Raw genomic sequence first — 19,431 nt, 5'->3', positions numbered from 1 at the left:
CCCACATAAGTGAGGTCGCAGGTATTCTTTGGGGCATTATAGCCGTTTAGGGCGTTTGAGACAGCAGTTCTTGAGCCCATTCCGTCGATTGATTAAAAGCGTCTGCTAATTGAGGTTCGGTTAATTTAAGAACGGTGCAATATCGCTCGGCTAACTCCCAGTCCGCTTGTTCGTAGGCGATCGTCATCGAAAGTAAGTGACCAAGTACGCCTTTTCGACTGGTTAATGCGAGTTTTATATCTTCGTCAACGGGGATATCTTCAATGACATCCGAGAGCGGTTGATCGAGCAAAGATCCGAGCAAAGAAAACATGCCTGTCAAAAAAGCCTGCCCAGGGTCATACCTAGTGTTCATTTGACTAAGTAGCAGTTCACACATTCGTGCACGCTGAATCGCTAAAGAGTAAAGAGAGTCAGGTTTATCTTCTTGAACGGAGGCAATTGCAACTAAGGAAATAAAGCGTCGTAGTCGCTCTTCACCCAGATAAATAAGCGCCTGTCTGAACGATTTGATCTTAGTCGTTAATGTATATCCTGAATTTACGTAAGTAAGCAGCTTGTATGACAGCGTCACATCAATCGAAAACAGACGTTCAACCTCATTGAAGTCGATGGGCTTATCTGCAATCTCTTTACAAAGTTGGATGACGGTAAGAAACGCGGGGTTCAACCGTTTTTTCTGGATCATCTCAGGTTTGCTAAAAAAATACCCTTGAAAATAGTTAAAACCGGCTTCTAGAGCTTGCTCAAACTCTTCATAGGTCTCTACCTTTTCCGCAAGAAAGTCGATTTTAAATGGGCTCAACGCCTGAATAAAAATGGCAGCTTTCTTGATCGGCACAAGTCTAATATCAAACTTGATCATGGAAACGTATGGAAGAAAGCGCTTCCAAGCTTTCGTCGGAACAAAATCATCCAGAGCAATTTTGTATCCGCACTCATGAAGGTGCTTGATGGCTTCTAACAGTTCTTCTGTCGGTTCGCAGTCTTCAAGGACTTCAATGACGAGAGATTCTTTAGGAAACAAAGTTGGGACCAAGTTCACCAAGCTTTGATGCGGAAAGTTAACAAAGCCAAGTTTGTTTCCTAATGTGTTGTAATGCGTCGATAAAAAATGATCGGATAGCAGTCGACTAGTAGCCAGCTCTGGTTCTACTTCAGGGAAGGTATTTTTAGGGCCGTCTCGAAAGAGGAGTTCGTAACCTATGGTTCGTTTTTCTCTATCCAGAATCGGTTGGCGAGCTACGTAAGAATACTTCAATTAGGTACTTCGTTCTGTTTAACTTAGTATTATGATAATAGCGATTTTTTACAAAATATCTACGACTTGAGCGTGAATCTTCTACACGCTCTACATGCTTAACGCAAATTCTGTATGAACGGTCTCGTTTGTAGGTCAAAACTATCAGAATTTACTTTTAAAACTGAGCCTTGCGTATACCAATCCCCTAAAACAATTCGGGTCTTTTTAACGCCATCAACGTCAAAAAAATGTGTGTTCGGGCGATGTGTGTGACCATGAATCATTAAGTTGACGCAGTTCTGAGACATTACTTTCTCGACCTCATTTTGGTTGACGTCCATGATATCTAATGACTTGCTCATTTTATCATCACGAATATCGGATTGAACTTTTGAGACAATTTTCTTCTTAATGAACCAAGGAATACGGTTAAACAACCATTGTAGCCATGGCTTGTGAACGGTTTTTCTAAACTCTTGGTATTTCACATCGTCAATGCAGAGCGTATCGCCATGTAGGATTACGGCTTTTTGACCATAAAGATCAATCGTGCAGACATCGTCGAGTAATGTCATACCGGTTTCTTTGCAAAAGCGTTTGCCGAGTAAAAAATCTCGATTGCCTTGGATGAAAAAAGTTGGCACACCCGCATCCGTCAGTGCTTTAAATTCTGCGCGGATTTGGTCTGCAAAAGGGGTGTTGTCATCGTCACCAATCCAGAACTCAAACAGATCGCCGAGTACATAAAGTGCATCAGCTTTTGTTGCTTCTGTTCGCATGAACGTCACAAAACATTCCGTGATATCAGGACGTGATGGGGTAAGGTGAAGATCGGAAATAAATAATGTCGTCATAGAAATAAGGGGAAGCTATGCCTCCCCATTAACTTATCTTTTAAAAATAATTCCTAAGAATTACTCTTCAATTGTTGTACCAGTGATTACTACGTCTTCTAGAGGTACGTCTTGGTGCATGCCGTAAGAACCAGTGCTAACGCCTTTGATCTTATTTACGATGTCCATGCCTTCGATTACTTCACCGAACACACAGTAACCCCAACCATCTAGGCTTTCGCTACGGAAGTCTAGGAATGTGTTGTTGTTTACGTTGATGAAGAACTGAGAGCTTGCTGAATGCGGCTCCATAGTACGTGCCATAGCAAGTGTACCCACTTTGTTGCTTAGGCCGTTGTTTGCTTCGTTCTTGATAGGTGCACGAGTCGCTTTTTCACGTAGACCAGACTCCATACCACCACCTTGGATCATGAAGCCGTCAATAACACGGTGGAAAAGCGTGTTGTCGTAGAAACCGTCGCGGCAGTACTGAAGGAAGTTTGCGCTTGTCTCTGGCGCTTTCTCTTCGTTTAGTTGAATCTTGATGTCACCAAAATTAGTGTGAAGGGTGATCATGCTACTTTCCTTTACTGTGTTGTGTTGAGCCCGAGATTCTAGCCTAAGTTCTAGTGCTTTAAAAACTCAGGAAGAGGAAATTCTTCGTTTTGTGCTTGAAGTTTAGCCGATTATCGTTTTATCGGTTAATTGCTATTACCTAACTAGGTTGGAGTTGATATACTCATCTTCTTTTATTCATTCACAATCATAGATAGAGATCATGTTAAAGATATATAACACACTCACAAGACAGAAAGAGGAATTCAAACCAATTACAGCTGGCAAAGTCGGTATGTATGTCTGTGGAGTTACCATCTACGATCTCTGTCACATTGGTCACGGTCGTACTTTCGTCTCTTTTGACGTTGTATCACGTTACCTTCGCTACTTGGGCTACGATCTGACGTTTGTACGTAACATCACAGATATCGACGATAAGATCATCAAACGTGCCGCAGAAAATGGTGAGTCTTGCGATTCATTGACTGAGCGTTTGATTGGTGAAATGCACGCTGATTTTGATGCGCTGAACATGAAACGTCCGGACGTTGAACCTCGTGCGACACAGTTTATTGCTGAAATCATCGAATTGGTTGAGAAGCTAATCGAGCGCGGTTTTGCATACGTTGCAGATAACGGTGACGTAATGTTTGAAGTAGGTAAATTCAACGAATACGGCAAGCTTTCTAAGCAAGACCTTGATCAGCTTCAAGCTGGCGCGCGCGTTGATATCGAAACAGCAAAACGCAGCCCTCTAGACTTTGTACTTTGGAAGATGTCAAAGCCGGGTGAACCAACGTGGGAGTCACCATGGGGTCCTGGTCGTCCAGGTTGGCACATTGAGTGTTCAGCAATGAACTCTTCAATCCTAGGTAACCACTTCGACATTCACGGCGGTGGTTCTGACCTTCAGTTCCCACACCATGAAAATGAAATCGCACAATCATGCTGTGCACACGATACACAATACGTGAACACATGGATGCACAGCGGCATGGTAATGGTAGACCGTGAGAAGATGTCTAAATCTCTAGGTAACTTCTTTACTATCCGTGACGTTCTTGGTCACTACGATGCTGAAACAGTGCGTTACTTCCTAATGTCTGGTCACTACCGTAGCCAGTTAAACTACAGCGAAGATAACCTAAACCAAGCACGTGCTTCGCTTGAGCGCCTGTACACATCTCTACGTGGTTTAGACCTAAACGCTGCGCCTGCTGGTGGTGAAGAATACGTATCTCGCTTCACTGCAGCGATGAACGATGACTTCAACACACCAGAAGCTTACTCAGTACTGTTCGACATGGCGCGAGAAGTTAACCGTCTGAAGACAGAAAACCTAGAGAAAGCGAGCGAACTCGGTGCGCTAATGCGTGAACTAGCTGACGTGATCGGTATTCTTCACCAAGATCCTGAAGCCTTCCTAAAAGGTGATGCGGGTAACGATGATGAAGTGGCTGAAATCGAAGCTCTGATCAAGCTACGTAATGACTCTCGCGCTGCGAAAGATTGGGCGAATGCAGATATGGCTCGTGACAAGCTGACCGAAATGGGCATTGTTCTGGAAGATGGTCCAGAAGGCACAACGTGGCGTCGTAAGTAATTGAATTTTCATTTTTAAAGGGCTGATAATTCAGCCCTTTTATTTTCCATTTCCATAAATTAAAACTTTAACTTTAGGTAATGCTCTGTGGCTCAGATGTATTTCTATTACTCAGCAATGAATGCGGGTAAATCAACAACGCTTCTTCAATCCTCTTTCAACTATCAAGAACGCGGCATGACGCCAGTTATTTTTACGGCTGCGCTAGATGATCGTTTTGGTGTCGGTAAAGTGAGCTCTCGTATTGGTCTTCAATCTGACGCACATTTATTTCGTCAGGATACCAATTTGTATCAAGAGATCGCAGGTCTGAATGAGGTTGAAAAACGTCACTGTATTCTTGTTGATGAGTGTCAGTTCTTGTCGAAAGAACAAGTTTATCAACTTACTGAAGTCGTTGATAAGTTGCATATTCCAGTATTGTGTTACGGCCTTCGCACCGATTTTCTAGGCGAACTTTTTGAAGGCAGTAAGTATCTATTATCTTGGGCAGACAAGCTGGTTGAGCTCAAAACAATCTGCCATTGTGGCCGCAAAGCGAATATGGTTATTCGTACCGATGAACACGGCGTGGCAATTAAAGAAGGCGATCAAGTTGCGATCGGCGGTAACGATAAGTATGTCTCCGTATGCCGCCAACATTACAAAGAAGCGCTCGGTAAATAAGCCGTATTGATACAGAAAAGCCACCGTACTTGGTGGCTTTTTGTTGTCGGTTAGAAAAAGCTAGCCTAAGTCAAAACCAAACCGCTCGAGTAAAACCTGGTAAGAAGATTCAACTTGATGAGGGATGTTCTGCTTGGTTTGAAATCCTTTCTCTGGATAGCTTTTTACGCGAGAGAAATCTTCCATTAGTGCTTCTAGCACCATCATTAATGGCATGTCTTCATTAATGTATTCAAAAAATGGAAGAGCCGCAGAGCTTACTTGGAGCTGAGTGTAGGGTGACTGCCACTGTTTTTCAAATGTCGCGATTGCTCTACGCTCCATAAACGGTTTTTGTACCAGAATAAACGAGAAACACTGTTTTCCTTCCTCTTTTAATCGTTGCTCAGTAAAGCGAACATTTTCTCCACTGTTTGTGGATTCAGTTTCGAGCAAAATTGCTTCACTTGGAACGCCCGACATCTTTGCAATCTCGGCAAAGGTTTCTGCTTCGCTTTTTTCAAACAGTCCATCTGTGAAGCGACCTTCACCCCCTGAAAATACAATCAAAGGTGCCAACTTTTGGTGGTAGAGCTTGGCAGCGTGCTCCGCTACACGCACATCATTACTGCACATCACAAACAAACAGTCCGCAGGCTTCAGTTTATGTTTGAGTTGCATGTAATCCCAAAGCGTTTCTATATGTCTATAGAGTCTCATAGCGCATCCAAAGTTGAATTGAAGTGAAATCGATAACCAAGTGAGAGTAGTTTGTCAGCAAGAATACGCTTGTCAGCTTGCTCTGTGACGGGTGGAAGAGGTATCTCACTTCCGATTTTGTTTATGGCAGCTTGGTAGAACTCAGCCTTGCTGACAGTATGAGGTGTCGTCACATTAATGACTTGGTTGCTTAAATTGCCTAAGGCAAATTTCGCAGCCGAGACAGCATCATCTTGATGAAGCATATTAGCTGGTGCTTTACGACTAACTTGTTGAAGCCTTGCTGCAAAGCGAGATGGGTGTCTATCTGGCCCGATTAATCCGCTACAACGTAGAATAACAAAGCTAATATTCGAGTCGATAACATGCTGCTCTGCTTGAAGCATAATACGTGCATTATCAGAGAAATAAGGGCTTTCGGCTGCTAAAGAGAGTGACGCGTCAGCTTCTTCCATATCGGAAGCAAGGTTAGGGTAAACCGTGGTAGAGCTGATCATGAGAAGTTTTTCAACGTTGTTTTGCTTAGCTGCGTTGGCAAGTATTTGCCATTGCTGGGCATATTCTTGACCGCGTCCTTTACGAAACCCTGGAGGAAAAGCACCGATAACGTGCGTAATTTGATGCTGTTTGAGCAACTCATCTAGCCGTGCTGTGGCGTTCAATTGATTGAAATCGAACAATGCGGAGTGAGTTAATGAGGTGGGTAACTCTTTTAATCGAGTTTGGCTACGACGAGTGACGACAACATAGTGTCCATCTTTCATCAATGTTTCTGCTAGCGGAGTTCCGAGCCAGCCTGCACCTACGATCAATGTATTTGCCATTTGGGTCTTCCTACTTACTTATGTCTGCCCGAATAGGTTGAGCAGTTCTGCTTTGGCTTGTTGATGGAGGGGATCTGAATGCCATTTCTGGTGCTGAATAAGGTCAACATTGACTTGCCAAGCCAGTTTTGTGAAATCATCCCCAACCTTTTTTAATGTATTAGGTGAATACGCGACTAAATGCTGTGGTAGAAAGCACCAACCAAACCCTTTATTCGCCAATTCCAACAAAATATAGTAGTTATCAGCGTACCAGATATCTGGGCTAAATGCTTGATTGAGACCACATGGCTCTGCACTTTTGGATCGTATGACCAATTGACGATGTTGTTTTAGTTGATCAATGTGAGTGATTTGCTGCTTTGCTAAAGGATGTGTTGAAGAGACATAGACATCAAATGCAATATTGCCAAGATTGGTGAAATCGATGTGTCTTGGCATTTGTAAATCACTCAAAATAATCCCAGTCGTGGCGCGTTCCGACTTAACCAATTCAATGATATCAGGGCTTGAAGCCGTTAAGCATTCAACTTGTAAGTGTGGAAAGCGTTGCTCTAACTTCTTTAGCACATCCGGCAAGCGAGTCAGAGGAATCCCTTCATCAATAGCTAAGACTAATTTGTTCGTTGGCGTGGAAAAGAGCTGCGATGCCCTATTGTTTAGGCGGTCGAGTTGGCTGATTGTTGCTTGTGCATAAGGTACGAGCGCGAGGCCATTCTCAGTTAATTTAGGGTACCTGCCTGATCGATCGAAAAGCTCAACACCACAGTCGATCTCCATATTCATGATGTGCTGGCTCACTACAGATTGAGCTCGCCCCAGTTTTCTAGCTGCTCCTGAAAATGATCCTGCTTCTGATGTAGCAATGAAAGCTTGCAGTTGTTCGATGGTAAACATATCGCTTAAACCGATGGTATCTAACTTTTGGTTATCTAAATGATAGATAAAATTCTAAGCATTGAGTAGAACTATTTGGACAGAGAAATATGACTCGTAACGAACGAATTTTTCATGCAGTACTTTTTGAGTTAATCGCACTCGCGATTATTGTACCAGCGGCTTCATTGATCACTGGAAAGGGTTCTAGTGATCTCGCGTTGGTTGGGGTCGGGTTGAGCATGTATACCGTGATATGGAACTACATCTACAACTTGTATTTTGATAAGTGGTTTGGTGATAATCGAGCTGAGCGAAGTTTAGCGATGCGGCTTGGACACACTATTGGTTTCGAGGGAGGATTGATCTTTATCTCTCTACCTGTGATTGCCTGGTTCTTAGAAATTACGCTTCTTCAAGCTCTGATGCTGGAAGCCGGCTTCCTCGTTTTCTTCCTATTTTATGCCACTGGTTTTAACTGGTTGTATGACAAGGTTCAACCATTTAGCAAAATGAAAAAGCGATTATTGCCACAGGCATCGACAGGAAAAATATAGGACTAAAAAACGCCACCGAGTTCGGTGGCGTTTTTTGTTCAAATTACACAGACAGAACTCTCAAAATCTTATCTGCATGTTCTGCAACTTCAATGCCTTCGTCTGTTAGATAACCACCGTCAGGCTGTGTACAAAGTTGCTTCTTATATAGACGAGCAACGGCTGCCTGCATTTCTTCTGACGCGTCTGTATGAACTTTAATACCAGTTGCAGCACTACTTAGGTCGAACTGAAGAAGTAGATTCAATTCGGCGATATGTTCAGCTGAATATTTCATAAATGATTCCTTTGCGCTTTTTTTACCAAGCTAGTCTGAAAAGTAGCGTTGGGCAACATTCAACGACAAGAAGTGTTAAGTATGGCGCTATCAGGCTGATATAACGCAGGATCTTTGTTCGAAAGGCCGAATACTTGTTAAGTATCAATGATACTTACGGTAGCGAATGATAGGCGCTATTTATTGCTTGATCTCCCAATAACAACGATTTTAGTAAACACGCCAAATAGCACTTGAAAAAATAGGGAAATAGAGCGATTATCCGCGCCTCTTTAAATGTTTCTAAATGTTACACCAGAATGAACTTTAATCAGTTTGACTCACTATTACCGCCACAAGCTGCGGAACGCGCGGCTGAAGTGGGGGTAGGCAAAGCAACGAAAGCTCCAATCAAATCTTTTCTGCTCGCCATTTCTGCGGGGCTTCATATTGGTATTGCTTTCATCTTCTATACCACGGTAACGACAGGCGCAGGCGAGCTGCCTTGGGGCATTACACGACTCATTGGTGGTCTGGCATTTAGCCTTGGTTTGATTTTGGTGGTGGTTACTGGCGGCGAGCTTTTCACTAGCTCTGTGCTGACACTAGTTGCGCGTGCGAGTGGAAAAATCTCTTGGCAAGCACTTATCAAAAACTGGTTGGTGGTTTACTTTGGCAATATGGTTGGGGCCATTTTGCTCGTGGCCTGTATGCTAGTTACCAAGCAATATATGTTTGATCATGGCCAAGTTGGTCTTAACGCGATGGCGATCTCCCAACACAAATTACATCATGGTTTCTTTGCTGCTGTTGCGCTTGGCATTATGTGTAACGTATTAGTTTGTATTGCAGTTTGGATGACGTTTAGTGGGCGAACATTGACAGATAAAATAGCGGTCATGATTTTGCCTGTGGCTATGTTCGTGTCGGCAGGTTTTGAGCACTGTATTGCGAACATGTTCCAAGTACCTATGGCGATTGGTATTAAGTACTTTGCGCCAGAAGCGTTTTGGCAAATGACAGGGGCAGATATTGCAAACTACGCGGACTTAAACATGATGGGGTTCATCGTAAACAACCTAATTCCTGTTACGATAGGAAACATTATTGGTGGTGGCGTATTTGTTGGCATGTGGTATTGGATGATTTATCTACGCGATGAAGATAACCATTTGCGATAAGTTTAGAAGATCACAAGAAAGGCGAACCAGATGGTTCGCCTTTCTTTTTATTTGTCTCTGCAAATGTCAAATAAGTCGAGTCATGTTAAATCAACTCTTCGTTGATGCCAAAATCGGTTGGGAGCCAATGAGAAGTTACTTCCTTTGGTTCTTGAACGAGCCAATCCAGAGGTGCATCGGACAGGAGTTCATCGTAATTTTCTTTGATCATTAAGACATCCATGTACGTCTCTCCAAGTTTGTGGTCACTGCCTTTACTTTAAAATTAGAACATGTCAGTCACGTGATCAATGCATGACGATTCGATTGATCACTTATGTTGCTATGTTTCTGGTTGCGTATGGGTTTTGGGGGCTTATCCACATTTTCTGTGGATAACCTGTATCAAAGGTCGTGCGTATCTAAACTTGCAAAGAAAATTTCATAAAATTAGAGGCTTATATCAAAAAGAATTCTGCCTGACTTTTCATCTGAAAGCGTCTTGATGAGTGCTCGAAGAATAGTTGAGTTATTCAGTTATAAGTATGTTCGACTTGGCAATATAAGTTGTTTAACGGTCTTTACCCACAAGCGCCAGCTAACCATGAGTTTTGGTCGATTCGGGTTGCTCGATTTTTATCTTTATTCGGCCTTCTTTGGTTTGTACCCAGCGCAATGTCATTTCTAACGTTATGGTTACGGAGGCACTCAACATGACGAAAATAGCCAGCATAATTACTAACTGGTATTTAATCGCAACCATCGGGCTCGCGCCACCTAGAATTTGACCGGTCATCATACCCGGTAAGGTAACCAGCCCTGTAGTGGCCATAGAAGCTAAAGTCGGGGCAAGGGACTTTCTAAGAGCCTCCTGAATGAAGGGGAAGGATGCGTAGCGAGGAGAGGCTCCAAGTGAGATTGCAGCCTCATATTCTGCTTGTCTCTGCTCAAAAGCCGTAAACAAATTCTGAAGAGCGATGATATTACTACTCAAGCTGTTACCCAATAACATACCAGCAAGTGGGATCATGTACTGCGCATTGTAAATAGGGGATGGTTGCACTAAGCCTGCTGTAATTGCTATCAGAAGTGGTATTAGACCACAGGTAAGGCCCGTTAGTAGCGGAAGCATAAGTGGCTTTTTAGGTAAGCGAGCTTTTCCCGCAATTGAGCTGGCACCAATCAGTAGCATGATGGCAAGCCAAAGTATATTGACAAGTAAGCTGTTTAATTGAAAAAGATATTCTAAATACACGCCAATCAATATGAGCTGAAGTGTCATTCGGATAACACTGATTATGGTGTCTTTTGCTATCCCTAATTTGTAGCGGGCATTGATAAAGAAGGGGACCAATAAAATCAAACCAAACAGTGCCAGTTTGACCCAGCTTATATCCACCACGTTGTCCATAATCGCTCCTTGAAAATACGCGAATAATTGTATCTAAGCCTCCCCTTTATATGAACCACTACGTGCACTTTTTGCTGTTCTTAAAGTAAATCTTGAGTGCTATTTTCGACATTAATACGCAGCATTTTGTTTACAAACGGTTATCTTTTTCGGAGTTTTTAAGTCGATTTATGGCATGGTAATTACGATTTAAATGTGATCGATGTTTCTTAAATGTTGGTTATTTAACAACTCCTTAAAAGACTTATTTTGTCACATCTGTTCATGTTTTTTAATAAATAACATCAATCCATCATATCTCTGGATGAGCTCAAAAAAGTGTTGAATTACAAGGTCTGAGGTCGCTTATTTGATTGAACCCTACTATTAGTATGGTCTAACATTTTCCATTAGAGATTGTAAAAAACTTAAGCTTGGTTACGCGGGCTTTTCAATAACACTAGATACAAAATAGGCAAATGTATGAGTGATGTTAATAAAATTGAGAGTGGTGAAAAACGCTCCCTGGAGTGGAAGTCGTTCCTCTTCATTGCAGTTGTTCTCTTCCCAATTCTGAGTGTGGCCTTTGTTGGCGGCTACGGGTTCATCGTTTGGATGTTGCAAGTCTTCTTCTTTGGACCTCCAGGCGCGCACGGCATGTAAGCCAGTGAGCTCATAACCACACTTTTGAAAAGATTTTAAGAGAGCAAATAATGAAATCATTAATCATTAAACTGTGGCGTACCATGACGCGCCCAGCTGTACATATCAGCCTAGGTGTGCTGACTATGGGCGGCTTTATTGCTGGTGTTATCTTTTGGGGTGGCTTTAACACCGCTCTAGAAGCAACCAACACAGAAGAATTCTGTATTAGTTGTCACACAATGCGTGACAACGTGTACGTTGAGCTACAAGAAACGGTGCACTGGAAAAACCACTCTGGTGTTCGTGCTACCTGCCCTGATTGTCACGTTCCACATAACTGGACAGATAAGATCGCTCGTAAGATGCAAGCTTCTAAAGAAGTATTTGCACAAGTATTTGGCAACTACGACGAACCGGGTGTGTTCGAAGAGCGTCGTATCGAACTTGCTAAACACGAATGGGATCGTTTCTCGGCAAACAAATCTCTGGAGTGTAAAAACTGTCACAACTACGAATCGATGGATTTCGAGCAAATGTCTCCTACGGCTCGTATCCAAATGAAGCAAGCCGCTGAGAAAGATCAAAGCTGTGTTGACTGTCACAAGGGTATTGCGCACAACCTACCAGCAGGCATGGAAAACATTGGCGGTATCGTGGGTGATCTAGAGGGTATGACTTCTAACACTGATTACGGCGTTGGTCAGCAACTCGTGAGCGTTCGTCACCTACCAATTTACTTTGATGCGCAAGGCAGTAAAGAAGCTGGTCTTCTTAATCCTGCATCGACCGTTAAAGTTCTTGAAGACAAAGGCGAGTTTGTTGAGATCGAAATTGACGGTTGGCGCAAAGCAAAAGGTTTTGGTCGTGTAATTCAAGAAGACTTCGGTAAGAACATTGCGACTGCGTCTCTGATGAAAGAAGCAGCAACAGACAGCAACATTGTGACGACTGGTGAGAAAAAAGTGGATGAGTTAACAGGCCTTCCTTGGGAAAAAGTAGCGGCGAAAGTATGGATTAAGAAAGAGTCTATGCTGAACGACATCAATCCTGTTTGGGAAAAATCTCGTGAAGCCTACAAGACCAATTGTTCTGTATGTCACACTCAACCTGCGGAAGCGCACTTCGACGCGAACACCTGGCCAGGTATGTTCGACGGTATGTTGGCGTTCGTTAACCTAGATACAGACAGTGAAGCACTGATCTTGAAGTATCTACAGAAACACTCTTCAGATTATGCTGAAGGTCACCACTAATAAGCGTCGGATTGGAGTAATTTTAAATGGCTATTACACGAAGAAGTTTTCTTAAAGGTGTAGCAACCACAAGTGCAGCGTCAGTAATTGGTCCTAGCTTATTGGCGTCCGCCTCTGCAAATGCCGTTGAGACGACAGGTACTTGGAAAGTAACCGGTTCTCACTGGGGCGCGTTCCGCGCCCACATCTACGCGGGTAAAGTTCAAGAGATCAAGCCGCTAGAGCTAGACAAAAACCCAACAGAAATGTTGAACGGCATCAAGGGTATTATCTACAGCCCTTCACGTGTGCGTTACCCAATGGTTCGTCTAGATTGGTTGAAGAAACACAAATACAGCGCGGATACTCGTGGTAACAACCGTTTCATCCGAGTAACTTGGGATGAAGCGCTAGATTTGTTTTATCGCGAACTAGAACGTATTCAAAAAGACTACGGCCCATGGGCGCTGCATGCAGGTCAAACAGGTTGGAACCAAACGGGTTCATTTAACAACTGTACAGCGCACATGCAACGTGCAGTAGGTATGCACGGCAACTTCATCACTAAAGTAGGTGACTACTCGACGGGTGCAGGTCAAACCATTATGCCGTACGTGCTAGGTTCAACCGAAGTGTACGCACAAGGTACGTCTTGGTCTGAGATCCTAGAAAACTCTGACAACATCGTTCTTTGGGCTAACGACCCAGTGAAAAACCTTCAAGTAGGTTGGAACTGTGAAACGCATGAGTCGTTTAAGTACCTTGCACAACTAAAAGAAAAAGTGGCGAAAGGTGAGATCAACGTTCTATCTGTAGACCCAGTGAAGAACAAAACTCAGCGCTACTTAGAGAACGATCACTTGTACATCAACCCGCTGACAGACGTAGCGTTCATGCTCGCTGTGGCACACGTGTTGTACAACGAAAACCTGTACGATAAGAAGTTCATTGATACTTACTGTCTCGGCTTTGAAGAGTTCATTCAATACGTTCAAGGTAAGACAAAAGACAAAGTAGAGAAGACGCCTGAATGGGCAGCAGCGATTTGTGGTGTGAAAGCGGACAAGATCCGTGAATTCGCACGCATGCTAGTCAGCGGTCGTACACAGATCCTGATGGGTTGGTGTATCCAGCGTCAAGAGCACGGTGAGCAGCCATACTGGGCAGCGGCTGTGGTTGCTGCAATGGTTGGTCAAATCGGTCTACCTGGCGGTGGTATCTCTTACGGTCACCATTACTCAAGTATCGGTGTGCCTTCTACTGGTTTCGCGGGCCCTGGTGGTTTCCCTCGTAACCTTGACCAAGGTATGAAACCGAAGTGGGATAACAACGACTTTAACGGCTACAGTCGTACTATCCCAGTTGCACGTTGGATCGACTGTCTGCTAGAACCTGGCAAAGAGATCAACTACAACGGCGGTAAAGTGAAACTGCCAGACTTCAAGATGATGGTTATCTCGGGTTGTAACCCATGGCACCACCATCAAGATCGTAACCGCATGAAGAAAGCGTTCCGCAAACTTCAAACGGTTGTAACGATCGAGTTTGCTTGGACTGCGACATGTCGTTTCTCAGATATCGTTCTACCGGCGTGTACGCAATGGGAACGTAACGACATCGACGTATACGGTTCATACTCGAACAAAGGTCTGATTGCGATGCATCGCCTAGTTGATCCATTGTTCCAATCTAAGCCTGACTTCCAAATCATGAGTGAACTCACTCAGCGTTTTGGTCGCCGCGAAGAATACACTCGTGGTATGAGCGAGATGGAATGGATCGAAAGCCTTTACAACGATTGTAAAAAAGCGAACGAAGGTAAGTTTGAAATGCCAGAATTCAACGAGTTCTGGGAGAAGAGCGTACTAGACTTCGGTAAAGGTAAACCTTGGGTTCGTCATGCGGACTTCCGTAAAGACCCTGAGCTTAACCCACTAGGTACGCCGTCTGGCTTCATCGAGATCACGTCTCGTAAGATCGGCCGTTACGGTTACGAACACTGTCAAGAGCACCCAATGTGGTTCGAAAAATCAGAGCGTTCACACGGTGGTCCTGGTTCAGATAAATACCCATTCTGGTTGCAGTCTTGCCACCCAGATAAGCGTCTTCACTCTCAAATGTGTGAGTCTGAAGAGTTCCGCGCGACTTACGCGGTACAAGGTCGTGAGCCGGTTTACATCAACCCAGCGGATGCCAAAGCAAAAGGCATCAAAGATGGTGATTTGGTACGTGTATTCAACGGTCGTGGTCAGCTGTTAGCTGGTGCTGTTTTGACTGACAGCTACCCACGTGGCGTTATTCGTATCGAAGAAGGTGCATGGTACGGTCCTCTAAACGAGAAAGAGGGCGCAATCTGTACCTACGGTGATCCTAACACGCTGACGCAAGACATCGGTTCTTCTGAGCTTGCACAGGCGACTTCTGCGAACACATGTATCGTAGACTTCGAGAAGTTCACAGGTAAAGTGCCACCAGTCACTTCATTTGGTGGTCCGATCGAAGTTGCTTAATTAGTGCAGTTTGCATAAATCGAAATACCAGCCTCAGGGCTGGTATTTTTTTATCAAAATTTCAGTGAGCGTTGTCTCAATAGTAACTTCATAACGTTAAACGAGACTGGTATTCGTGATGATGGTAACGAATTGGGTGAGACAAGCAGGAGATAATGCGCCAAGCTAAACAATAATAATTAAGTGAGTAGACCCATTATGGCTCAGAGCATTCAATTGGCAAATCACACTGAGATCACTGTGAATAACAATGACTTCCAAGTTGAAGTCAAGGGTAATCAATTACATTTTTCTTTTGCCGGTCTTCACAATAAAACCTTTACCGACCGTGAAGTGTTATTCGAAATGCCGTTTTTGTACGAGCACGAGGCCAACGTAATTGGGGATGGTTTTCAAATGTTGGCGCAAACGGCGGGAACGATCAATCACCCCGTTGATATTGGTCGCTGCCCAGACAATAATCCTTCTTATCGAATCTATCCTAAAGATGCCCCTAAGCGTTATTACAACTATTTAGTGGTGGAAGGCTCGGCTGGCTACACATTATTTGGCTTCACATCATGTCATCGCTTTGCAGGCTATTTTGATGTTGTACTGCGTGATGGGCATTGGGTTTTATCAGCCGCAATTGATGGTGAGTTGACTCAAGTGGCGGATTGGGAAAGTAATCAACTTGAGTCCGTGGCGGTACTCTGCGGTCAATCACTGTCCGAGCTTTATCAAACCTATGGCGAGATGATTGCAGAGCATCATCCTGTTCGCCAAGGTGTGACACAAGATGCGCCTGTTGGTTGGTGTTCGTGGTACGCGTACTACGCAGACGTGACAGAACAAAACATCATGCAGAACGTAGATTGTATGCAAGATAAGCTCGAAGACCTAGAGTGGGTACTTCTGGATGATGGCTATCAAGCCTTTATGGGCGATTGGTTAACCCCATCAGATAAGTTTTCTGGTGGCGTAAAAGAGCTCATTCATAACATCCGTGCAAAAGGAAAAAAGCCGGCAATTTGGATGGCGCCTTTCATTGCACAGCCTGAGTCGGAGATCTTCAAACAGCATCCAGATTGGTTTGTTCGCCACAAGGGTGGTGGCTTACTTAAAGCAGAAGATGTCACATACGGTGGTTGGCGATGCACGCCTTGGTACATACTCGATACCTCAAACCCAGAAGTGCAAGACCATCTGACGCATGTAGTCTCTGTCATGAGACAAGAGTGGGGCGTTGAGTTGTTCAAGCTAGACGCGAACTATTGGGGCACCTTAAAAGGTGTTCGTAAACAATCTGGTATTACAGGCGTTGAGGCGTATCGCTTAGGAATGGAAGCGATTGCCAAAGGCGCTGGTGATGCGTGGCTTTTAGGTTGCAACGCGCCAATGTGGCCATCTCTGGGGCTTGTGGATGCAATGCGTGTTTCTGACGATGTAGAGCGTCATAGTCGTCGATTCGAACAGATAGCCAAAGAAACCTTTTACCGTAGTTGGCAGCATCGAAAATTGTGGCAAATTGACCCGGATTGCGCCACGTTCACTTCATTAGCTAATCAATCTGCATCCAGAGAAGAGTATGAATTTCATCGCACGGTGTTATTAGCGAGTGGTGGTTTGCTGCTGTCTGGTGACCCGCTCCCTGAGATTACACCGTTTGCTAAGAAGACACTGTCTAAGCTCATGTTACGTCAACAACGTAACCAACAATCTGCAAAGTTTACCGCTTTGAGTTTAAATCACGCGTTTTTAAAACTAACGACGAAGAATGACCTCCATTGTTTGTTTAATTATGCGAGTTACGGAGCGATGGAATTTACGCTGACGTCTGATCAACCGGTGGACTGGTATGATTACTGGACAGGCGAAAAGCTAAACCAAGAACCTTGCCAGTTGTTAATGGTGAGCGTGGATAAAGGGCTCAATGCGAAAGCGATCGTTACAGCATAACGTGAAGTAAATCGCCCAATACCAAGATCAAGAAAGGAGCCTATTGCGGCTCCTTTCTCGTTTGATGCTCTGAGCGTTAGAACTCGAATAAAAAGTAATACCCGTATCCAACAATAAACGCAGGAATGGACGAGTAAATAGTCGCGACCAAAGCAGCTTTCGGTGCCATTGCAATGGCGGGGAATAGGGCGTCACCATCGTTAGAAATCGCATTGGCCAGTTGCGCAGAAAGTGGCGCTGCACCAGAAATGTACAGGCTAGTGACTAAAATTTGCGGACCACAACCAGGTAGCATACCAATGGCTAAGCCAGCTAATGGCATCCATATCCCCCAATGAGAAAAGGTTTCTACAAGGTCGAGTCCAGAAAAATAGGTCGTCAGTTCAAACGCCAGAAACGCCACGATCACCCAAGCACTGACGAAGTTTGTGTCTTGAGCCGCTTTTTGAATTGGATGCGAGTCCACAATTTTTTCATCTTCAGAGACCGTTGACTGATAATCGCCAAGCTCTTTTGTCATAGCCCACAACGACATTGTGATCACCGCGAAGATAGCGCCTAGCCATTCAATGGTATTGGTCTGCAAAGATAGCAACTGATTAATATCTATTTGGAAAGACATTAACACAGCAACGACACTAGCAGGCACAATAAGCCATTTCCAAAATGCGCCTTGTAGATTGATTGCACGTTGTTCAAGAGGCGTGTGTCGGTCTGTCTGGTGTTGGCAACAAGCATGTGTCTGAGGTGCTTCTTTTGGTTCTGGTCGCAGAAAGTTATCAGCATGAAAAGCATTAACGACTAACCCTGAAAGAGTACCCACGATAATGCCTAATCCAACCACGCCTAATCCTACACTTGGCTTGGCGGCAAGAAGTAAAAAGGCAGCGTCACCCATTGTTGAAGTAAGTACCGCGACAATCGCACCAAATCCCACTCGGCCACTAATAAATTGCGTTGTCACAACAATAGCGCCACCACAGCCAGGCAAAGCACCCAACAAAGAAGCAAAGAAAACCTGATGATTACGCGAGCGATGATATAGCTCGGTAATTCGATTGGTTTTCGACATAAAGTTTGAAAGATAATGATAAATAGCCAATGTGGCAGCAACATAGCATGACACTGCCCAGAATGAGTCGGATAGCGTCTGTACGGCAACGTCACGTGTATTTTCATTGCCTAGCAAAATGAGCATGACGATAGGGATCAGCAATCGCTTATAAGCTAAACGAAACTGAGTAGGCTGAAACAACTGTTGTGCAGAGTGTAAAAATTGGGTCGCGTTCATCGTTTACTCAAATGCAAATAGGAATAATTATCATTATATGTAAATGAGATTTATTCGCAATAGCATTGTGAACTTTTCTTCGTGTCAAACTCTCTGAAATCAGGTAAAGTATCGGCCTTTGTGAGCAAACACGCCCTAATTAACTGTATTAGGCGGCGTATAAAATTGACTTGAATAGGAAGAAACATGATTCTAGTTGTAGGTCATAAGAACCCAGACAGTGACAGTATTTGTAGTGCACTCGTTGCAACTGAACTTCTAAAAGCGCGTGGCGTTGAAGCTATGCCAATTCGCCAAGGCGAAATCAACCGTGAAACTCAGCACATCCTAGAAGTTGCTGGCGCTGAAGTTCCTGAGCTTCGCACATCAGTTGCGGGTGAGACCGTTTGGCTAGTAGATTACTCAGATCTAGCACAAGCACCAGACGATATCGCAGAAGCTGAAATTGCGGGTATTGTTGACCACCACCGTCTAGGTGACGTGATGACAGTAAACCCAATGGAAGCATGGATCTGGCCTGTTGGTTGTACCAACACTGTTCTATTCAACATGTTCAAGATTGAAGGTCACGCGATTACTCCACAAATTGCTAAGCTAATGATGTCAGCAATTCTATCTGACACAGTAGGTTTTGCTTCTCCAACTTGTACACAAAAAGACAAAGATGCCGTTGCTGAACTAGCGACAATCGCAGACGTACAAGATGTTGACGCGTTCACTAAAGATCTTCTAATTGCTAAAACAAACATCGAAGGTCTATCAGCGGCTGAGCTTGTTGAGAAAGACCTTAAAGGTTACCCATTCAACGGTCGTGACGTAGTGGTTGGTCAGGTTGAACTTGCAACTCTTGAGCAAGTTGACGGTATGATCGAAGCACTAGAAGCAGACCTAGAATCTCGTTGTGAGAAAGATAACCTAGCGTTCGCTGCTGTAATGCTAACAGACATCACGACTGCTCAAACTCGTCTTCTATACAAAGGTGAGTGGGCTGAGAAGCTTGTTAAGCACGAAAAAGACGGCATGCTAATGATGGAAAACACGCTAAGCCGTAAGAAGCAAGGTTGGCCTTGGCTTCAAACTGAGCTAGCTTAATTTTCTAGCATATACTTTAAATGCCCGCCTAGCTGCGGGCATTTTTCTATGGGAAATA

The 19,431-nt window shown here is 44.1% G+C and carries 19 protein-coding genes; 9 read left to right on the top strand and 10 right to left on the bottom strand.

Features of this window, described 5'->3' with window-relative positions:
* Positions 1 to 46: 46 nt before the first annotated feature.
* The 3 genes from R7E51_RS03685 to R7E51_RS03675 form a co-directional block, all read right to left on the bottom strand.
* The gene (locus R7E51_RS03685) at positions 47 to 1,261 is read right to left on the bottom strand and encodes an EAL and HDOD domain-containing protein (protein ID WP_005378158.1); all 1,215 of its coding nucleotides are present in this window, start codon (positions 1,259 to 1,261) and stop codon (positions 47 to 49) included.
* 98 nt (positions 1,262 to 1,359) lie between these two features.
* Positions 1,360 to 2,097, bottom strand: coding sequence for a UDP-2,3-diacylglucosamine diphosphatase (lpxH, locus tag R7E51_RS03680; protein WP_005389817.1), 738 nt, complete (start codon positions 2,095 to 2,097; stop codon positions 1,360 to 1,362).
* 60 nt (positions 2,098 to 2,157) lie between these two features.
* On the bottom strand, positions 2,158 to 2,652 hold the full coding sequence (locus R7E51_RS03675) for a peptidylprolyl isomerase (protein ID WP_005378156.1): 495 nt from the start codon (positions 2,650 to 2,652) through the stop codon (positions 2,158 to 2,160).
* A 202-nt stretch (positions 2,653 to 2,854) separates the two neighbouring features.
* On the opposite strand from R7E51_RS03675, the gene cysS reads away from it, so the two are divergent.
* Both cysS and R7E51_RS03665 read left to right on the top strand, forming a co-directional pair.
* Entirely contained in the window at positions 2,855 to 4,237 is a 1,383-nt protein-coding gene (gene cysS / locus R7E51_RS03670) for a cysteine--tRNA ligase (RefSeq protein WP_005378155.1), read from the top strand.
* Between the two features lie 87 nt (positions 4,238 to 4,324).
* On the top strand, positions 4,325 to 4,903 hold the full coding sequence (locus tag R7E51_RS03665) for a thymidine kinase (protein WP_064353799.1): 579 nt from the start codon (positions 4,325 to 4,327) through the stop codon (positions 4,901 to 4,903).
* A 60-nt stretch (positions 4,904 to 4,963) separates the two neighbouring features.
* On the opposite strand, the gene R7E51_RS03660 is transcribed toward R7E51_RS03665, so the two are convergent.
* The 3 genes from R7E51_RS03660 to R7E51_RS03650 are packed head-to-tail and all read right to left on the bottom strand — an operon-like array spanning position 4,964 to position 7,323.
* Positions 4,964 to 5,602 (bottom strand): YdcF family protein, encoded by a 639-nt coding sequence (locus tag R7E51_RS03660; protein WP_064353800.1) that lies wholly within the window; start codon positions 5,600 to 5,602, stop codon positions 4,964 to 4,966.
* The gene (locus R7E51_RS03655; RefSeq protein ID WP_064353801.1) at positions 5,599 to 6,426 is read right to left on the bottom strand and encodes an NAD-dependent epimerase/dehydratase family protein; all 828 of its coding nucleotides are present in this window, start codon (positions 6,424 to 6,426) and stop codon (positions 5,599 to 5,601) included. Before R7E51_RS03655 ends, R7E51_RS03660 begins: the two co-directional genes overlap by 4 nt.
* A gap of 18 nt (positions 6,427 to 6,444) precedes the next feature.
* The gene (locus R7E51_RS03650; RefSeq protein ID WP_005378151.1) at positions 6,445 to 7,323 is read right to left on the bottom strand and encodes a LysR family transcriptional regulator; all 879 of its coding nucleotides are present in this window, start codon (positions 7,321 to 7,323) and stop codon (positions 6,445 to 6,447) included.
* An 89-nt stretch (positions 7,324 to 7,412) separates the two neighbouring features.
* Between R7E51_RS03650 and R7E51_RS03645 the strand changes: the two genes are divergently transcribed.
* Positions 7,413 to 7,859 carry a PACE efflux transporter gene (locus R7E51_RS03645; protein ID WP_042522041.1) on the top strand — a complete coding sequence of 149 codons (447 nt, stop codon included), beginning with the start codon at positions 7,413 to 7,415 and terminating at the stop codon, positions 7,857 to 7,859.
* 43 nt (positions 7,860 to 7,902) lie between these two features.
* Here the strand turns inward: R7E51_RS03645 and R7E51_RS03640 are convergent, their stop codons facing one another.
* The gene (locus R7E51_RS03640) at positions 7,903 to 8,136 is read right to left on the bottom strand and encodes a TIGR02647 family protein (protein WP_005387662.1); all 234 of its coding nucleotides are present in this window, start codon (positions 8,134 to 8,136) and stop codon (positions 7,903 to 7,905) included.
* Positions 8,137 to 8,435: 299 nt separating this feature from the next.
* On the opposite strand from R7E51_RS03640, the gene focA reads away from it, so the two are divergent.
* Positions 8,436 to 9,296: a formate transporter FocA gene (focA, locus tag R7E51_RS03635; protein WP_005378146.1), complete on the top strand. Its 861-nt coding sequence runs from the start codon at positions 8,436 to 8,438 to the stop codon at positions 9,294 to 9,296.
* A gap of 85 nt (positions 9,297 to 9,381) precedes the next feature.
* Here the strand turns inward: focA and R7E51_RS03630 are convergent, their stop codons facing one another.
* Positions 9,382 to 9,519 carry a hypothetical protein gene (locus R7E51_RS03630; RefSeq protein WP_005378145.1) on the bottom strand — a complete coding sequence of 46 codons (138 nt, stop codon included), beginning with the start codon at positions 9,517 to 9,519 and terminating at the stop codon, positions 9,382 to 9,384.
* A gap of 354 nt (positions 9,520 to 9,873) precedes the next feature.
* Entirely contained in the window at positions 9,874 to 10,686 is an 813-nt protein-coding gene (locus R7E51_RS03625) for an ABC transporter permease (RefSeq protein ID WP_047100766.1), read from the bottom strand.
* 462 nt (positions 10,687 to 11,148) lie between these two features.
* Here R7E51_RS03625 and torE point away from each other — a divergent pair, with 462 nt between their 5' ends.
* The 4 genes from torE to R7E51_RS03605 all read left to right on the top strand — a co-directional run bounded on the left by torE (position 11,149) and on the right by R7E51_RS03605 (position 16,990).
* Positions 11,149 to 11,328, top strand: a complete 180-nt coding sequence (gene torE / locus R7E51_RS03620; protein WP_005378141.1) for a trimethylamine N-oxide reductase system protein TorE — start codon at positions 11,149 to 11,151, stop codon at positions 11,326 to 11,328.
* A gap of 50 nt (positions 11,329 to 11,378) precedes the next feature.
* Positions 11,379 to 12,563 carry a pentaheme c-type cytochrome TorC gene (gene torC, locus R7E51_RS03615; RefSeq protein WP_206957366.1) on the top strand — a complete coding sequence of 395 codons (1,185 nt, stop codon included), beginning with the start codon at positions 11,379 to 11,381 and terminating at the stop codon, positions 12,561 to 12,563.
* Between the two features lie 26 nt (positions 12,564 to 12,589).
* Positions 12,590 to 15,052 (top strand): trimethylamine-N-oxide reductase TorA, encoded by a 2,463-nt coding sequence (torA, locus tag R7E51_RS03610; protein WP_206957364.1) that lies wholly within the window; start codon positions 12,590 to 12,592, stop codon positions 15,050 to 15,052.
* 198 nt (positions 15,053 to 15,250) lie between these two features.
* On the top strand, positions 15,251 to 16,990 hold the full coding sequence (locus R7E51_RS03605) for a glycoside hydrolase family 36 protein (protein ID WP_206957363.1): 1,740 nt from the start codon (positions 15,251 to 15,253) through the stop codon (positions 16,988 to 16,990).
* Positions 16,991 to 17,066: 76 nt separating this feature from the next.
* Here the strand turns inward: R7E51_RS03605 and R7E51_RS03600 are convergent, their stop codons facing one another.
* Complete coding sequence (locus R7E51_RS03600) at positions 17,067 to 18,281, bottom strand: putative manganese transporter (RefSeq protein ID WP_132936568.1); 1,215 nt, start codon at positions 18,279 to 18,281, stop codon at positions 17,067 to 17,069.
* 186 nt (positions 18,282 to 18,467) lie between these two features.
* Between R7E51_RS03600 and R7E51_RS03595 the strand changes: the two genes are divergently transcribed.
* Complete coding sequence (locus tag R7E51_RS03595) at positions 18,468 to 19,373, top strand: manganese-dependent inorganic pyrophosphatase (RefSeq protein ID WP_206957361.1); 906 nt, start codon at positions 18,468 to 18,470, stop codon at positions 19,371 to 19,373.
* Positions 19,374 to 19,431 lie beyond the last annotated feature (58 nt).

It is taken from the genome of Vibrio sp. Vb1166, from assembly GCF_033338695.1.
Lineage (GTDB): Bacteria > Pseudomonadota > Gammaproteobacteria > Enterobacterales > Vibrionaceae > Vibrio > Vibrio alginolyticus.
This window is presented reverse-complemented; position numbering and strand designations above follow the sequence as displayed.

Bases quoted from the DNA above. Each gene is read 5' to 3' on its own strand.
- lpxH (WP_005389817.1), bottom strand. From the start codon at position 2,097: ATGACGACATTATTTATTTCCGATCTTCACCTTACCCCATCACGTCCT.
- R7E51_RS03675 (WP_005378156.1), bottom strand. From the start codon at position 2,652: ATGATCACCCTTCACACTAATTTTGGTGACATCAAGATTCAACTAAAC.
- cysS (WP_005378155.1), top strand. From the start codon at position 2,855: ATGTTAAAGATATATAACACACTCACAAGACAGAAAGAGGAATTCAAA.
- R7E51_RS03660 (WP_064353800.1), bottom strand. From the start codon at position 5,602: ATGAGACTCTATAGACATATAGAAACGCTTTGGGATTACATGCAACTC.
- R7E51_RS03655 (WP_064353801.1), bottom strand. From the start codon at position 6,426: ATGGCAAATACATTGATCGTAGGTGCAGGCTGGCTCGGAACTCCGCTA.
- R7E51_RS03650 (WP_005378151.1), bottom strand. From the start codon at position 7,323: ATGTTTACCATCGAACAACTGCAAGCTTTCATTGCTACATCAGAAGCA.
- R7E51_RS03645 (WP_042522041.1), top strand. From the start codon at position 7,413: ATGACTCGTAACGAACGAATTTTTCATGCAGTACTTTTTGAGTTAATC.
- R7E51_RS03640 (WP_005387662.1), bottom strand. From the start codon at position 8,136: ATGAAATATTCAGCTGAACATATCGCCGAATTGAATCTACTTCTTCAG.
- focA (WP_005378146.1), top strand. From the start codon at position 8,436: ATGAACTTTAATCAGTTTGACTCACTATTACCGCCACAAGCTGCGGAA.
- R7E51_RS03630 (WP_005378145.1), bottom strand. From the start codon at position 9,519: ATGGATGTCTTAATGATCAAAGAAAATTACGATGAACTCCTGTCCGAT.
- R7E51_RS03625 (WP_047100766.1), bottom strand. From the start codon at position 10,686: ATGGACAACGTGGTGGATATAAGCTGGGTCAAACTGGCACTGTTTGGT.
- torE (WP_005378141.1), top strand. From the start codon at position 11,149: ATGAGTGATGTTAATAAAATTGAGAGTGGTGAAAAACGCTCCCTGGAG.
- torC (WP_206957366.1), top strand. From the start codon at position 11,379: ATGAAATCATTAATCATTAAACTGTGGCGTACCATGACGCGCCCAGCT.
- torA (WP_206957364.1), top strand. From the start codon at position 12,590: ATGGCTATTACACGAAGAAGTTTTCTTAAAGGTGTAGCAACCACAAGT.
- R7E51_RS03605 (WP_206957363.1), top strand. From the start codon at position 15,251: ATGGCTCAGAGCATTCAATTGGCAAATCACACTGAGATCACTGTGAAT.
- R7E51_RS03600 (WP_132936568.1), bottom strand. From the start codon at position 18,281: ATGAACGCGACCCAATTTTTACACTCTGCACAACAGTTGTTTCAGCCT.
- R7E51_RS03595 (WP_206957361.1), top strand. From the start codon at position 18,468: ATGATTCTAGTTGTAGGTCATAAGAACCCAGACAGTGACAGTATTTGT.